This is a genomic window from Pseudomonas sp. PDM21 (assembly GCF_014852505.2).
Classification (GTDB): domain Bacteria; phylum Pseudomonadota; class Gammaproteobacteria; order Pseudomonadales; family Pseudomonadaceae; genus Pseudomonas.
In genome coordinates, this window is record NZ_CM181223.1 from 1 (window position 1) to 14,852 (window position 14,852).

Below are 14,852 nucleotides of genomic sequence, written 5' to 3' on the forward strand. Positions count from 1 at the left end.
GTGTCCGTGGAACTTTGGCAGCAGTGCGTGGAGCTTCTGCGTGACGAGCTGCCGTCCCAGCAATTCAACACCTGGATCCGACCTTTGCAGGTCGAGGCCGAGGGTGAGGAGCTGCGCGTCTACGCACCCAACCGCTTCGTACTTGACTGGGTCAATGAGAAGTACATGGGGCGCCTGCTCGAATTGCTGAGTGAGCGTGGCAACGGCCAGATTCCGGCGATTTCACTGCTGATTGGCAGCCGACGCAGCCGCACTCCGCGCCCTGCCCTGGTTCCGACGCCGCAGGTCAATGTCCAGCCGGCTTCCGTTGCCGCAGCGCCTGCACCAGTGAGCGCACCTGCGCCGGTGGCTCTGTCCATGCCCGAGCCGCAGCCGATCCAGGCCGCGCCGGTGCAGACCATCGTCGATCTCGACGAATCCAGCCCGGGTATCGATCCGATGGCTGCCGCCATGCCGGCCGCGACTGTGCGTACTGAGCGCAACGTCCAGGTAGAAGGTGCGCTCAAGCACACCAGCTACCTAAACCGCACCTTCACCTTCGAGAACTTCGTGGAAGGTAAATCCAACCAGCTGGCCCGTGCGGCCGCCTGGCAGGTTGCGGACAACCTCAAGCACGGCTACAACCCGCTCTTCCTTTATGGTGGCGTCGGCCTGGGCAAGACCCACCTGATGCACGCTGTGGGTAACCACCTGCTGAAGAAGAACCCTAATGCGAAGGTCGTGTACCTGCATTCGGAGCGATTCGTCGCGGACATGGTGAAAGCGCTGCAGCTGAATGCCATCAACGAGTTCAAGCGCTTCTACCGTTCGGTGGACGCACTGCTGATCGACGACATCCAGTTCTTCGCCCGCAAGGAGCGTTCCCAGGAAGAGTTCTTCCACACCTTCAACGCCCTTCTGGAAGGCGGCCAGCAGGTCATCCTGACCAGCGACCGCTACCCGAAGGAAATCGAAGGCCTGGAAGAACGCCTGAAGTCCCGTTTTGGCTGGGGCCTGACGGTGGCCGTGGAGCCGCCGGAGCTGGAAACCCGCGTGGCGATTCTGATGAAGAAGGCTGAGCAGGCGAAGGTCGAGCTACCGCACGACGCTGCATTCTTCATCGCCCAGCGCATCCGCTCCAACGTGCGTGAGCTGGAAGGCGCGCTGAAGCGCGTGATCGCCCACTCCCACTTCATGGGCAGGCCGATCACCATCGAGCTGATCCGCGAGTCGCTGAAGGACCTGTTGGCCCTGCAGGACAAGCTGGTCAGCATCGACAACATCCAGCGCACCGTCGCCGAGTACTACAAGATCAAGATCGCCGACCTGCTGTCCAAGCGCCGTTCGCGCTCGGTGGCACGTCCGCGTCAGGTTGCCATGGCACTCTCCAAGGAACTGACCAACCACAGCCTGCCGGAGATCGGCGTGGCCTTCGGCGGTCGGGATCACACCACGGTGCTGCACGCCTGTCGTAAGATCGCTCAACTCAAGGAATCCGACGCGGATATCCGCGAGGACTACAAGAACCTGCTGCGTACTCTGACCACCTGACGCAGCCTCACGAGGCAAGGGACTAGACCATGCATTTCACTATTCAACGCGAAGCTCTGTTGAAACCCCTGCAACTGGTCGCTGGCGTTGTCGAGCGCCGCCAGACGCTGCCGGTTCTTTCCAACGTCCTGCTGGTCGTCGAAGGCCAGCAACTGTCGCTGACCGGCACTGACCTGGAAGTCGAGCTGGTAGGTCGCGTCACCCTGGAAGATGCTGCCGAGCCGGGCGAGATCACCGTGCCGGCGCGCAAGCTGATGGACATCTGCAAGAGCCTGCCCAGCGACGCCGTGATCGACATCCGCGTTGACGAGCAGAAGCTCCTGGTGAAGGCCGGCCGTAGCCGCTTCACCCTCTCCACCCTGCCGGCCAATGACTTCCCCACCGTGGAAGAAGGCCCGGGATCGCTGACCTTCAGCCTGGTGCAGAGCAAGCTGCGTCGCCTGATCGATCGCACCAGCTTCGCCATGGCGCAGCAGGACGTTCGCTACTACCTCAACGGTATGTTGCTGGAAGTGGGTGGCGGCACCCTGCGTGCAGTGGCGACCGACGGTCACCGCCTGGCCATGTGCTCGCTGAGCAACGGCGTGCCAGAAGCGCAGGATCGCCACCAGGTGATCGTACCGCGTAAAGGCATCCTCGAACTGGCTCGACTGCTCACCGAGCAGGATGGCGAAGTGTCGATCGTCCTTGGACAGCACCACATCCGGGCGACCACTGGCGAGTTCACCTTCACCTCCAAGCTGGTAGACGGCAAGTTCCCGGATTACGAGCGCGTACTGCCCAAGGGCGGTGACAAGCTGGTCATCGGTGACCGCCAGGTGCTGCGCGAAGCCTTCAGCCGTACCGCGATCCTGTCCAACGAGAAGTACCGCGGCATTCGCCTGCAGCTCTCTAACGGACTCCTGAAAATCCAGGCGAACAACCCGGAGCAGGAAGAGGCGGAAGAAGAAGTGCAAGTCGACTACAACGGCGGCAGCCTGGAAATCGGCTTCAACGTCAGCTATCTGCTGGACGTCCTGGGTGTCATGGGTACCGAGCAGGTGCGCATGATCCTCTCCGACTCCAACAGCAGTGCGCTGCTGCAGGAAGCGGACAACGACGATTCTGCCTACGTCGTCATGCCGATGCGCCTCTGACGCGTATCGATGTCCCTTACCCGCCTTTCGGTCACCGCGGTGCGCAACCTGCACCCGGTGACCTTCTCCCCCTCCCCCCGCATCAACATCCTCTACGGCGAAAACGGCAGCGGCAAGACCAGTTTGCTGGAAGCCATCTACCTGCTCGGTCTCGCCCGCTCCTTTCGCAGCATGCGCCTGCAACCTGTCATCCAGTACGAAGAACCGGCTTGCACGGTGTTCGGACAGGTACGTCTGGGCAATGGCTTCGATAGCAGCCTGGGGGTTTCGCGAGATCGTCAGGGCGAGTTCCAGATTCGCATCGACGGCCAGAATGCACGCAGCGCTGCTCAGCTTGCCGAGACTTTACCGCTGCAGTTGATCAACCCGGACAGTTTCCGCCTGCTGGAAGGGGCACCAAAAATTCGCCGGCAGTTCCTCGATTGGGGAGTGTTCCACGTGGAACAACGCTTCATGGCCGCCTGGCAGAGACTGCAGAAGGCGCTGCGGCAGCGGAACTCGTGGCTCCGGCATGGTAAACTGGACGGTGCTTCGCAGGCTGCGTGGGATCGGGAATTGTGCTCGGCAAGCGACGAAATAGACGCGTATCGCCGGTCCTATATCCAGGCTCTCAAGCCCCAGTTCGAGCGGACCCTGGCCGAGCTGATCCAGATCGATGACCTGACGCTCAGCTACTACCGGGGATGGGATAAGGAACGCGACCTGAGCGAAGTGCTGTCCTCCAGCTTGCTGCGCGACCAGCAGATGGGGCACACCCAGGCAGGACCGCAACGGGCGGACCTACGAATTCGCCTAGGGGGACACAATGCCGCGGAGATACTTTCACGTGGCCAACAGAAACTGGTGGTCTGCGCTTTGCGGATCGCCCAGGGGCACTTGATCAACCAGGCCAAGCGCGGGCAATGCGTCTACCTGGTGGATGACCTCCCCTCCGAATTGGATGAGAAGCATCGGTTGTCTTTGTGCCGGCTTCTCGAAGATCTGGGTTGCCAGGTATTCATCACCTGCGTCGATCCGCACTTATTGAAAGACGGCTGGCAAATGGAAACGCCGGTGTCGATGTTCCACGTGGAACATGGGCGCGTCTCTCAGGACACTACCATCGGGAGTGAAGAATGAGCGAGAACACCTACGACTCTTCCAGTATCAAGGTACTGAAGGGACTGGATGCCGTACGTAAGCGTCCGGGCATGTACATCGGTGATACCGACGACGGCACTGGCCTGCACCACATGGTCTTCGAGGTCGTGGACAACTCGATCGACGAAGCGCTGGCGGGCTACTGCAGCGAGATCAGCATCACCATTCACACCGATGAATCCATCACCGTGCGCGACAACGGTCGCGGCATTCCGGTGGATATCCACAAGGAAGAAGGGGTCTCCGCGGCAGAGGTCATCATGACCGTCCTTCACGCCGGCGGAAAGTTCGACGACAACAGCTATAAGGTCTCCGGCGGTCTGCACGGTGTGGGTGTATCGGTGGTGAACGCCCTCTCCCACGAGCTGCGCCTGACCATCCGCCGTGAAGGCAAGGTCTGGGAGCAGGTCTACCATCACGGCGTTCCGCAGTTCCCGCTGCGCCCGGTAGGTGACACCGATGGCTCGGGCACCGAGGTGCACTTCAAGCCGTCCCCGGAAACCTTCCACAACATCCACTTCAGCTGGGACATCCTGGCCAAGCGGATCCGTGAGCTGTCCTTCCTGAACTCCGGCGTCGGCATCGTCCTGCGCGACGAGCGTGCCGGCAAGGAAGAGCTGTTCAAGTACGAGGGTGGCCTGCGCGCTTTCGTCGAGTACCTGAACACCAACAAGACTGCGGTGAACCAGGTCTTCCACTTCAACTGCCAGCGCGAAGAAGACGGCGTCGGCGTGGAAGTCGCCCTGCAGTGGAACGACAGCTTCAACGAGAACATCCTCTGCTTCACCAACAACATTCCCCAGCGTGACGGTGGTACCCACCTGGCGGGCTTCCGCTCGGCCCTCACCCGTCACCTGAACAACTACATCGAGCAGGAAGGCCTGGCGAAGAAGTTCAAGATCGCCACCACTGGCGACGACGCCCGTGAAGGTCTGACCGCGATCATTTCGGTGAAGGTGCCGGATCCGAAGTTCAGCTCGCAGACCAAGGACAAGCTGGTTTCCTCGGAGGTGAAGACCGCCGTGGAACAGGAAATGGGCAAGTACTTCGCCGACTTCCTGCTGGAGAACCCGAACGAAGCCAAGGCCGTGGTCGGCAAGATGATCGACGCCGCCCGTGCCCGTGAGGCCGCGCGCAAAGCTCGTGAGATGACCCGCCGCAAGGGCGCGCTGGACATCGCCGGCCTGCCGGGCAAGCTCGCCGACTGCCAGGAGAAGGACCCCGCCCTCTCCGAACTGTACATCGTGGAAGGTGACTCCGCGGGCGGTTCTGCGAAGCAGGGCCGTAACCGCAAGACCCAGGCGATCCTGCCGCTCAAGGGCAAGATCCTCAACGTCGAGAAGGCTCGCTTCGACAAGATGCTGTCTTCCCAGGAGGTCGGCACGCTGATCACCGCGCTGGGCTGCGGTATCGGTCGCGAGGAGTACAACATCGACAAGCTGCGTTACCACAACATCATCATCATGACCGATGCTGACGTCGACGGTTCGCACATCCGTACCCTGCTGCTGACCTTCTTCTTCCGTCAGTTGCCGGAGCTGGTCGAGCGCGGCTACATCTACATTGCCCAGCCGCCGCTGTACAAGGTGAAGCGCGGCAAGCAGGAGCAGTACATCAAGGACGACGTGGCCATGGAGGAATACATGACCCAGTCGGCCCTCGAGGAAGCCAGCGTGCACGTCAACGAAAGCGCTCCGGGCCTGTCCGGCGAAGCGCTGGAGAAGCTGGTCAACGAGTACCGCGGTGTCATGCGCACCCTGTCCCGCCTGTCCCGTCTGTACCCGCAGGACCTGACCGAGCACTTCATCTATCTGCCGCGCATCGAAGCTGAAAAGCTGGGCGACGAGGCCACCATGCAGTCCTGGATCGAGCAGTTCCAGGCGCGCCTGAAGGCCGTCGAGAAATCCGGCCTGACCTACAAGGTCAGCCTGCGCGAAGACCGCGAGCGTCACCTGTGGCTGCCGGAAGTCGAGATGGTTGCCCACGGTCTGTCGAACTACGTCACCTTCAACCGCGACTTCTTCGCCAGTAACGATTACCGCGCGGTAACCGAGCTGGGCAGCAAGCTGAACAGTCTGCTGGAAGACGGCGCCTACGTGCAGAAGGGCGAGCGCAAGAAGTCGGTCAGCACCTTCAAGGAAGCCCTCGACTGGCTGATGACCGAAGGCACCAAGCGCCACAGCATCCAGCGATACAAAGGTCTGGGCGAGATGAACCCGGATCAGCTGTGGGAAACCACCATGGATCCGAACGTGCGCCGCATGCTGAAAGTAACCATCGAGGACGCTATCGCGGCCGACCAGCTGTTCAACACCCTGATGGGCGATGCCGTGGAGCCGCGCCGCGACTTCATCGAAAGCAACGCTCTGGCGGTTTCGAACCTGGACGTCTGATCCAGGAAAGCTGCAGGCAAAAAGAAAGGGCCCTTTGGGGCCCTTTTCTTTTGTCTGCCGGAAACCGTGAATCAGGACGCCTCGGCCACCGATTGTGGAGTGGCGTCGTCCGGCAGCTCACCCATATCGCGCAGGGTCTGGATGACCCAGTTCTCGGCGCGCTGGTTCAGCTCGGTGATGGCACGTGCGCCCTCCCCTTCGGCATACATGGCCGGGCCGATCACCACCTGGATGGTGCCGGGGTATTTCGCCCAGCCGTTCTTCGGCCAGCAGTGCCCGGCGTTGTGGGCGATCGGCAGTACCGGCAGGTTGGCGTTGACCGCCAGAGAGGCCCCGCCGCGGGAGAACTTGCCGATCTGGCCGGTGGGAACACGGGTGCCTTCAGGGAAGATCAATACCCAGGCGCCCTTCTTGAGGCACTCATCGCCCTGCTTGGCGATCTGCTTGAGGGCCACTTTGGGTTGCTCGCGGTTGATGGCGATGGGCTTGAGCAGCGCCATGGCCCAGCCGAAGAAGGGCACGAACAGCAGCTCGCGTTTGAGCACCAGCGCCAGCGGCTCGAAGTAGCCGGTGAGGAAGAAGGTCTCCCAGGTGCTCTGGTGTTTGGCCAGGATCACGCAGGGCTGGTCGGGGATGTTCTCCGCGCCCTTGAGTTCGTAGCGCACGCCGACCACCCAGCTGGCGAGCCAGACGGCGAATTTGCACCAGGCCTGGGCAATGAAGCGGTAGCGCGCGCGGTACGGCAGGAAGGGCGCAATGAGCAGGCTCAGGGTGCCCCAGACGAAAGCGCTGAACGACAGCAGCAGGTAGAAGAGAACGGTTCTGATGGCCTGCACTATCGACATGGGAGATGGGTCCTCAGGAAAGAAGTTGGTCGGCTACTGCCGCCAGATCGTCGAATACCAGCGTGCCTTCGGGCAACGGCTTGGTCAGGGTTCGCTCGCCTTTGCCGGTCTTTACCAACACTGGCTGACAATCGACGGCCAGCGCGGCGTCCAGGTCACCCCGGCTGTCACCCACGAACCAGGTGCCGCGCAATTCCGCGCCGTAATGCTGGGCAATCTGCAGCAGCATACCGGGTTTCGGCTTGCGGCAGTCGCAGCCCTCGTCGGGGCCATGGGGGCAGTAGACGACCACGCCGAGTTCACCGCCCTGCTCCGCCACCAGTTCGCGCAGGCGCTGGTGCATGCTCTCCAGGGTGGCCAGGTCGTAATAGCCGCGGGCAATGCCCGACTGGTTGGTGGCCACGGCCACAGTCCAGCCGGCCTTGCTCAGGCGGGCGATGGCGGTGATGGCGCTGGGGATTGGAATCCACTCGTCGAGGGATTTGATGTAGGCGTCGGAGTCCTGGTTGATGACACCGTCGCGGTCGAGGATCAGTAGCTTCATGAGTGATTCGACAAGTCAGACGCTTTCGATAAGTTGGAAATGAAAAAGCCGGGAGTCCGTCACGGCGAACCGTTGCGAACTCCCGGCTTTCAGGCGGGCATCAACCCAGCAGCGAGATGTCGGCGACGCCGAGGAACAACCCGCGCAGCTTCGCCAGCAGCGCGTAGCGGTTGGCCTTCACGGCGTTGTCGTCCGCGTTGACCAGTACTTCCTCGAAGAAGGCATCCACCGGCGCGCGCAAGGCCGCCAGACGGGCCAGGGCGGCGCGATAGTCGCGGGCCGCAGCCAGCGGAGCTACTTCGCTCTCGGCAGCTGCCACGGCGCTGCCAAGGGCCTTCTCGGCGTTCTCGGTGAACAGGCTGGCGTTGACGGAAGCGGGTACGTCGCCTTCAGCCTTGGCCAGGATGTTCGACACGCGCTTGTTGGCGGCGGCCAGGGCCTCGGCTTCGGCGAGCTGACGGAAGGCCTGCACGGCTTGCACGCGCTGGTCGAAGTCCAGCGGAGCGGTCGGCTTGAGTGCACGTACGGCCTGGTACACGGCTACGTTGACGCCTTCATCCTCGTAACGGGCACGCAGGCGGTCGAAGACGAAGTCCTGCACCTGTTCGGACAGGCCTTCGGCCTTCACCTTATCGCCGTACTGAGACACAGCCACGCCGATGGCGTCGACCAGGTCCAGGTCAAGCTGCTTCTCGATGAGGATGCGCAGCACGCCCAGGGCTGCGCGACGCAGCGCGTACGGGTCCTTGCTGCCGGTAGGCAGCATGCCGATGCCGAAGATGCCGACCAGGGTGTCGAGCTTGTCGGCCACGGCCACCGCTGCACCGGTCAGGGTGCCCGGCAGTTCGGCACCGGCGCCGCGCGGCATGTACTGCTCGTTCAGCGCCAGGGCGACGTCCTTGGCTTCTCCACCGGCAGTGGCGTAGTAGTAACCGGCGATGCCCTGCATCTCCGGGAACTCGCCAACCATCTCGGTGGCCAGGTCGCACTTGGAGAGGATGCCGGCGCGGGCAGCGTTGGCTGCATCCCCACCGATGCGCTCGGCGATGTAGGCGGCCAGCTTGGAAACCCGCTCGGCTTTCTCGTAGACAGTGCCCAGCTGGGCCTGGAACACCACGTTCTTCAGACGGGCATTAAAGGCTTCCAGCGGTTGCTTCTGGTCCTGCTTGAAGAAGAACTCGGCGTCGGTCAGGCGCGGGCGAACAACCTTCTCGTTGCCGGAGACGATGTGCTCCGGCGCCTTGCTCTCGACGTTGGCCACGGTGATGAAGCGCGGCAGCAGCTTGCCGTTGGCGTCCAGCAGGCAGAAGTACTTCTGGTTGTCCTGCATGGTGGTGATCAGGGCTTCCTGCGGCACCGCGAGGAAGCGCTCCTCGAAGGAGCACACCAGCGGCACCGGCCACTCGACCAGCGCGGTCACTTCGTCCAGCAGGTCGGCCGGGACGATGGCGCTGCCCTTCTGCTCGGCGGCCAGTTCGGCAACGCGGCTGGAGATGATCTCGCGGCGCTCGGCGAAGTCGGCCAGCACGTGGGCGCTGCGCAGGTCCTCCAGGTAGTTGGCCGGTGCCGAGATGCGCACGTTGGCAGGGTTGTGGAAGCGGTGGCCGCGGGATTCGCGACCGGCCTTCTTGGTCAGGATCTCGCAGTCGACGACGTCGTCGCCGAACAGCATCACCAGCCATTGAGTCGGGCGCACGAACTCTTCACGGCGTGCCGCCCAGCGCATGCGCTTGGGAATCGGCAGCTCGTTCAGCGAGGCTTCGACGATGCCGGGCAGCAGACCCACGGCTGGTTGGCCGGCGATGGTCTGGCTGAACTTGAGTTTCGGGCCGCTCTTGTCGATCAGCTCCAGGTCCACACCGCACTTCTTGGCGAAGCCGAGGGCGGCCTGGGTCGGGTTGCCGCTGGCGTCGAAGGCAGCCTGCAGCGGCGGGCCGTCGAGGTTCACGGTGCGGTCCGGCTGCTGCACGGCGAGCTGGTCGATCTGCACGGCCAGGCGGCGCGGCGCGGCATAGCAGCGCGCGGCGGCGTAGGTCAGGCCGGCGGCCTTGAGGCCCTTCTCGATGCCGGCCAGGAAGGCTTCACCGAGGCTTTTCAGCGCCTTGGGTGGCAGCTCTTCGGTGCCCAGTTCGACGAGGAAATCCTTCGCGCTCATTATTCGGCCTCCTTCAGCTTGGCCAGTACTTCGTCACGCAATTCGGGTGTGGCCATCGGGAAGCCGAGGCGGGCGCGGGCCTGCAGGTAGCTCTGCGCCACGGCGCGGGCCAGGGTGCGCACGCGCAGGATGTAGCGCTGACGCTCGGTCACCGAGATGGCGCGGCGGGCGTCCAGCAGGTTGAAGGTGTGCGAGGCCTTGAGGACCATCTCGTAGGTCGGCAGCGGCAGCTGCAGCTCGATCAGGCGGTTGGCTTCGCTTTCATAGAAGTCGAACAGCTCGAACAGCTTCTCGACGTTGGCGTGTTCGAAGTTGTAGGTCGACTGCTCCACTTCATTCTGGTGGAACACGTCGCCGTAGGTGACCTTGCCGAACGGGCCGTCGGCCCAGACCAGGTCGTACACCGAGTCGACGCCCTGGATGTACATGGCCAGGCGTTCCAGGCCGTAGGTGATCTCACCGGTGACCGGGTAGCACTCGATGCCGCCGACCTGCTGGAAGTAGGTGAACTGGGTGACTTCCATGCCGTTCAGCCAGATTTCCCAGCCCAGGCCCCAGGCGCCGAGTGTCGGCGATTCCCAGTTGTCCTCGACGAAACGGATATCGTGCACCAGCGGGTCGATGCCGATAGCCTGCAGCGAGCCCAGGTACAGCTCCTGGAAGTTTTCCGGGTTGGGCTTCAGGACCACCTGGAACTGGTAATAGTGCTGCAGGCGGTTGGGGTTCTCGCCGTAGCGGCCGTCGGTGGGACGGCGGCTCGGTTGCACGTACGCCGCGTTCCAGGTTTCCGGGCCCACGGCGCGGAGGAAGGTGGCGGTGTGGAAGGTGCCTGCGCCTACTTCCATGTCGTAGGGCTGCAGCACCACACAGCCCTGATCGGCCCAGTATTTTTGCAGGGCGAGGATCAGGTCCTGGAAGGTGGGCACGGCGGGCGTAGTCTGGCTCACGAATTTCACCTGTGCTGGATATGCGACTAAAACCCGGCAGTATACCGCAAGGCGCTTGCAGCTTGGGCTTCACAGCGCTTTTTGCGCGACCGTTCGTACGCCCGCGATGAGCGAAAAACTGGCCAGATGACTGTGTTTTTGTACAGCCATTTGTCTATAGTCAGAACCTTCCCGTTTCCAAGGCCGACTGCCATGCCCCGCTGCTTCTGGTGTAACGACGATCCCTTGTACATCGCCTACCACGATGCCGAGTGGGGCGTGCCCCAGCGCGATGCCCGCGCGCTGTTCGAGATGATCATCCTCGAAGGCGCCCAGGCCGGTCTGTCGTGGATCACCGTGCTGAAGAAGCGCGAGCGCTACCGCGAGGTGCTGTTCGGCTTCGATCCCGCGCGCCTGGCGCGCATGACCGACGAGGAAATCGAGGAGCGCATGCAGGACCCAGGCATCATCCGCAACTTCGCCAAGCTCAAGGCGGCGCGGCAGAACGCCCAGGCCTGGCTGAAGCTGGAGGACCCGGTGACCTTCCTCTGGTCCTTCGTCGGCGGCCAGCCCAAGGTCAACCACTTCAGCGGCCGCGGCGACGTGCCGGCGGTGACGCCCGAGGCCGAGGCCATGAGCAAGGCGCTGCGCAAGGCCGGTTTCAATTTCGTCGGCCCGACCATCTGCTACGCCTTCATGCAGGCCACCGGCATGGTGATGGACCACACTGTCGACTGCGACCGCTACGCCGAGCTGACCCGCGCCTAAGGCAGCGGGCTGGCCACCGTGACCGCCTGCCAGGGCCCGGCGGAGCGGCCAGTCAGCGCTGACCAGTACCAGGACGAGGTATCGGAGAAGGATTGGCCGGTGGCGTCCTCGATGTAGTCGCAGACCTGCAGTCGCACTCCCTCGCGTTCGACCACGAAGCAGCGTTGCAGACCTTGCGCGTCAACCCGTTGCCGAAGCTGCGTCTGCTCGATGCGATAGCCCAGCGCACGGAAGCAATCCTCCGCCGGATGCAACTTGCGGGTTGGCCGCAGCACCTGGCGCAGCACAATGCTGCGCTGGCCATCGCTGAAGCGGCCGAGCTGGCCGGGGAAGTCCGCGGCGAAGCGCTGCTCCACCGGCGAAAGCGCCAGCGGGCGCAAGACACGACCTTCGAATTGCACCGGCCATTCATGGGCGACTCGAGCTGCCTCTGACGCGGTGGTAGCCGGTGACAGGAAAGGCCAGAGCATCGCCAGCAGCAGGGCACCGAGCAGGCTGCTGGCGAAACGCGCAGAAGGGGCAGGCCGGGTAGCTTCCACCGACGCCGACGGTACAAATGCACGCCGCCCGATCACCCGGAAAATCATCCCGCAGACTCCGACGAACACCAGTAGCCCGACCGCCTCGTGGGCCCAGCCGGGAAACCCGCTCGCCTCGCTCTCGCCCCACACCAGCAGTGTGTTGCGCAGGATGTTTCCGCCCAGCACCAGCAGTCCCACCAGCGGCAGGCGGCGCAACAGCAGGCGGTCCGGCAGCCGCAGCCAGGCCGCCAGCGCGCAGGCGGTGAAGTAGCCGACCCAGGCCATCTGGATACCCGAGCAGGGCGCATCGACCATCACCCACTGGCCGTCCACCAGCAGCGCACTGCCCTGCCGCTCCACCGTCCAACTGCCCAGGCGCAGCAGCCACGCGCTGACCTCGGCGGTGACGACGCGCAATGGATAACCGACGAAGAACTGCAGCGAAGACAGCAGCGGCAACGACAGTACGCCCAGCCCCAGCCAGGCCAGCCAGGGCTGTCCGGAGGCACGCAGGCTGAGGATCACCAGTAACAGCGCCAGCACCGAGACCAGCCCGCGCAGCAGCGGCGGCAGGATCGATTGGGAAAGCGCCCCGACAACCAGCAACAGCGCTGCGCTGCCCAGCCAGCGCAGGCGCGGTTGCCTGCGCAGGCTGGTGCAGCCGCGCCGGAGCAGTAGTGCGAGTGCCGCCAGCGCGATGATCCCCAACGGATCATCCGAACCATCACTGAACCGTCGCGCCGCCCACAGCCAGCTCGGCCAGGCCGCCAGTGCGGCGAACAGCAGCCAGCTCCAGCCGGGCAGGCGGCGGATCATGCGGCCTTCCTCCGCCAGAACCAGGCGCCCAGCGCGGCCAGCAGCGACATGGCCCATACGCCCGGTTCCGGCGTGCCGGGCACGGTGCTGCCGATGGCGTTGTTGCTCACGCCCTGGGGCATCGGCAGCGGTTGGTCGACCGTCCTGCTCGCCTGCGGGGCGGGATTTCGCACCTGCTGGTCGACGGCGATGAACGAGGTATAGGGCGTGAGCAACTGGTACTTCAGACCGAGGTCGAGAATCTGCGAGCTGAACTCGAAGCCGCCATCGAGCGCCTCCTGGTCCATCAGGCTGGCGAGGCGTTGGCGTGCCCACAGGTGGGCGAGCGCACTGCCGCTGTCAGTGAGGTTGCCGGTGCTGATCGGCAACCGTACCTGGAACGGGCCGTCGGCGGCGTGGGCGTCGAGACGCAGCTCACCACGCGGCTCGCCCTTCCACTTGCCGAACAGCACCAGCGGGCGATTGGCGAACAGGTCGGGCAATTGCAGCGGCTCCACGTCGTAGACATCGAGGCCCTCGAAGCGGGCATGGATACCCTTGAGCAGCGGGCTGTCGATCATCTTGCGTAAGCGCTGCGCCGCCTTGTTCGCCTGCTCATCATCGGTCACCACGAAAGGCTCGCCCTGCCCCGCCCGCGCCAGGCCTTCGATCAGGCTGCGGTTCACCGCGCTACCGATGCCGAAGGCGAACAGATTGGCCTTGCTCAGGTTCTCGCGCACCAGCTTGTAGGCGCTGCTCTCGATGGTGACGTAGCCGTCGGTGACCACCACGAAACTTCGCGAGCGCTCCGGATCCGTGGGCATCGACAGCGCCTCGCGCAGGGCCGGCATCAGCTCGGTACCGCCGGCGCCGACCTGGCTGTCCAGCAGCTCGATGGCCAGACGGATGTTTTCCGGCGTGGCGGGGAGCGAACGCTCCGCCAGCTTGCGGTTGTCGCCGGCGAACAACAGCAGGTTGAAGGTGTCGCTGGGGCGCAGGCGGCCGATCAGGTCGCGCAGCAGGATTTTGGTGGTGTCCAGTGGGAAGCCGTTCATGGAGCCGGAGACATCCACCACGAAGACATAGTCGCGCGGCACGATAAGCCGGGCGTCCGGCGCTCGCGGCGGGGCTACCATGGCGAGGAAGAAGTTCTCCTGCTCGCCGCGCGACAACAACAGGCCGCTCTGCACGGATTCACCGCCGAGCTGGTAATCGAGGATGAAGTCGCGGTTGCTGGCGGTGGCATCGTCAGCCGCTATCTGCGCGGTGGCGCGCCGGCCGTCACGCTGAATGGTCAGGCGATGGGAAGGCGAGGCGATCTCGCCGATCTGCACCGGCGCCAGCAGTTCGACCTGCAGGGCGAAGGTCGTGGCCGAAGGCTGTCCGGCCGGCAGGTACGGTGACTCGATCCACTGCTGCTTGCCGCTGCCGGATTCACCGCGACCGTTGTAGCGCGGCCCGACCACCGTGGGGAAGACGAACTGGAAGCGCCCGTCGGTGGGCACCAGCAGCTCGCTGTAGCGCAGTTCCACCTGCACCGCGTCGCCGGGAAGTATGTTGGCGACGTTCATCTGGAACACGTTCTCGCGCTCCTGCTCCAGCAGCGCGGCGGTCTTGCCGTCCTGTTTGGCCTGCCGGTACTCGGCCTTGGCCTTCTGCTTCTCGCGGATCTGCGCCTGGATCACCCGGTCGCCCAGGTGCACGGTCATGCCGTGGACGGCAGCGCGGGTCGAGGCGGGGAACACGTAGCGCGCCTCCAGCGGTGTCTTGCCCTGGTTGCGGTACTCCTGGGTCACCGTCACTTCGGCGATGTTGCCCAGCACGCGGGCCTCCACGCGGGTGGCCTTGAGGGGCAGCGCGTCGATCGCCGGGTCGGCATTCTCGACGAAGAAGTATGGACTGGAGCTGCTGTCCTCTGCAGCCAGTGCCGCCAGGCTGGCGCTCATCGCCAGCAGCAGGCAGCACAGCCGTGCAAGGATGGTGGGGGTAAGCATCGCGGTCCTCCGGGCCAGTGGATCGAATGGCCGCAGGTTGCGCGCGCGCTGTGGGCGCAATGTGCTCGCCGGGTGGAGATTGTGTGGAGCCGCGATGGCGCCCGA

Annotated in this window: 10 protein-coding genes and 1 pseudogene; 5 read left to right on the forward strand and 6 right to left on the reverse strand. The window is 64.1% G+C overall.

All coding sequences use genetic code 11. The annotated features are described in order from the left end of the window. The 4 genes and pseudogenes from dnaA (at position 1) to gyrB (ending at position 6,199) form a co-directional block, all read left to right on the forward strand. Positions 1 to 1,530 carry a chromosomal replication initiator protein DnaA gene (dnaA, locus tag IB275_RS00005; protein WP_192294392.1) on the forward strand — a complete coding sequence of 510 codons (1,530 nt, stop codon included), beginning with the start codon at positions 1 to 3 and terminating at the stop codon, positions 1,528 to 1,530. Between the two features lie 29 nt (positions 1,531 to 1,559). After that, the gene (gene dnaN / locus IB275_RS00010; RefSeq protein WP_024765010.1) at positions 1,560 to 2,666 is read left to right on the forward strand and encodes a DNA polymerase III subunit beta; all 1,107 of its coding nucleotides are present in this window, start codon (positions 1,560 to 1,562) and stop codon (positions 2,664 to 2,666) included. A 9-nt stretch (positions 2,667 to 2,675) separates the two neighbouring features. Beyond that, positions 2,676 to 3,778 (forward strand): annotated as a pseudogene (recF, locus tag IB275_RS00015) (DNA replication/repair protein RecF). A gap of 3 nt (positions 3,779 to 3,781) precedes the next feature. Beyond that, positions 3,782 to 6,199 carry a DNA topoisomerase (ATP-hydrolyzing) subunit B gene (gene gyrB / locus IB275_RS00020; protein WP_138213454.1) on the forward strand — a complete coding sequence of 806 codons (2,418 nt, stop codon included), beginning with the start codon at positions 3,782 to 3,784 and terminating at the stop codon, positions 6,197 to 6,199. Between the two features lie 71 nt (positions 6,200 to 6,270). Here the strand turns inward: gyrB and IB275_RS00025 are convergent, their stop codons facing one another. From IB275_RS00025 to glyQ, 4 genes are all read right to left on the reverse strand, one after another. Beyond that, positions 6,271 to 7,044: a lysophospholipid acyltransferase family protein gene (locus tag IB275_RS00025; protein ID WP_192294388.1), complete on the reverse strand. Its 774-nt coding sequence runs from the start codon at positions 7,042 to 7,044 to the stop codon at positions 6,271 to 6,273. A gap of 13 nt (positions 7,045 to 7,057) precedes the next feature. Next, positions 7,058 to 7,588, reverse strand: a complete 531-nt coding sequence (gene gmhB / locus IB275_RS00030; RefSeq protein WP_192294386.1) for a D-glycero-beta-D-manno-heptose 1,7-bisphosphate 7-phosphatase — start codon at positions 7,586 to 7,588, stop codon at positions 7,058 to 7,060. 100 nt (positions 7,589 to 7,688) lie between these two features. Beyond that, the gene (glyS, locus tag IB275_RS00035; RefSeq protein ID WP_192294384.1) at positions 7,689 to 9,743 is read right to left on the reverse strand and encodes a glycine--tRNA ligase subunit beta; all 2,055 of its coding nucleotides are present in this window, start codon (positions 9,741 to 9,743) and stop codon (positions 7,689 to 7,691) included. Next, entirely contained in the window at positions 9,743 to 10,690 is a 948-nt protein-coding gene (glyQ, locus tag IB275_RS00040) for a glycine--tRNA ligase subunit alpha (RefSeq protein WP_015474809.1), read from the reverse strand. Before glyQ ends, glyS begins: the two co-directional genes overlap by 1 nt. 192 nt (positions 10,691 to 10,882) lie before the next feature. Between glyQ and IB275_RS00045 the strand changes: the two genes are divergently transcribed. Next, entirely contained in the window at positions 10,883 to 11,437 is a 555-nt protein-coding gene (locus IB275_RS00045) for a DNA-3-methyladenine glycosylase I (protein WP_192294382.1), read from the forward strand. On the opposite strand, the gene xrtQ is transcribed toward IB275_RS00045, so the two are convergent. Both xrtQ and IB275_RS00055 read right to left on the reverse strand, forming a co-directional pair. Continuing rightward, positions 11,434 to 12,774, reverse strand: coding sequence for an exosortase Q, long form (gene xrtQ / locus IB275_RS00050; RefSeq protein WP_192294380.1), 1,341 nt, complete (start codon positions 12,772 to 12,774; stop codon positions 11,434 to 11,436). The two genes, IB275_RS00045 and xrtQ, sit on opposite strands and share 4 nt — an antisense overlap. Continuing rightward, positions 12,771 to 14,747: a VIT and vWA domain-containing protein gene (locus IB275_RS00055; RefSeq protein WP_192294378.1), complete on the reverse strand. Its 1,977-nt coding sequence runs from the start codon at positions 14,745 to 14,747 to the stop codon at positions 12,771 to 12,773. Before IB275_RS00055 ends, xrtQ begins: the two co-directional genes overlap by 4 nt. Positions 14,748 to 14,852 lie beyond the last annotated feature (105 nt).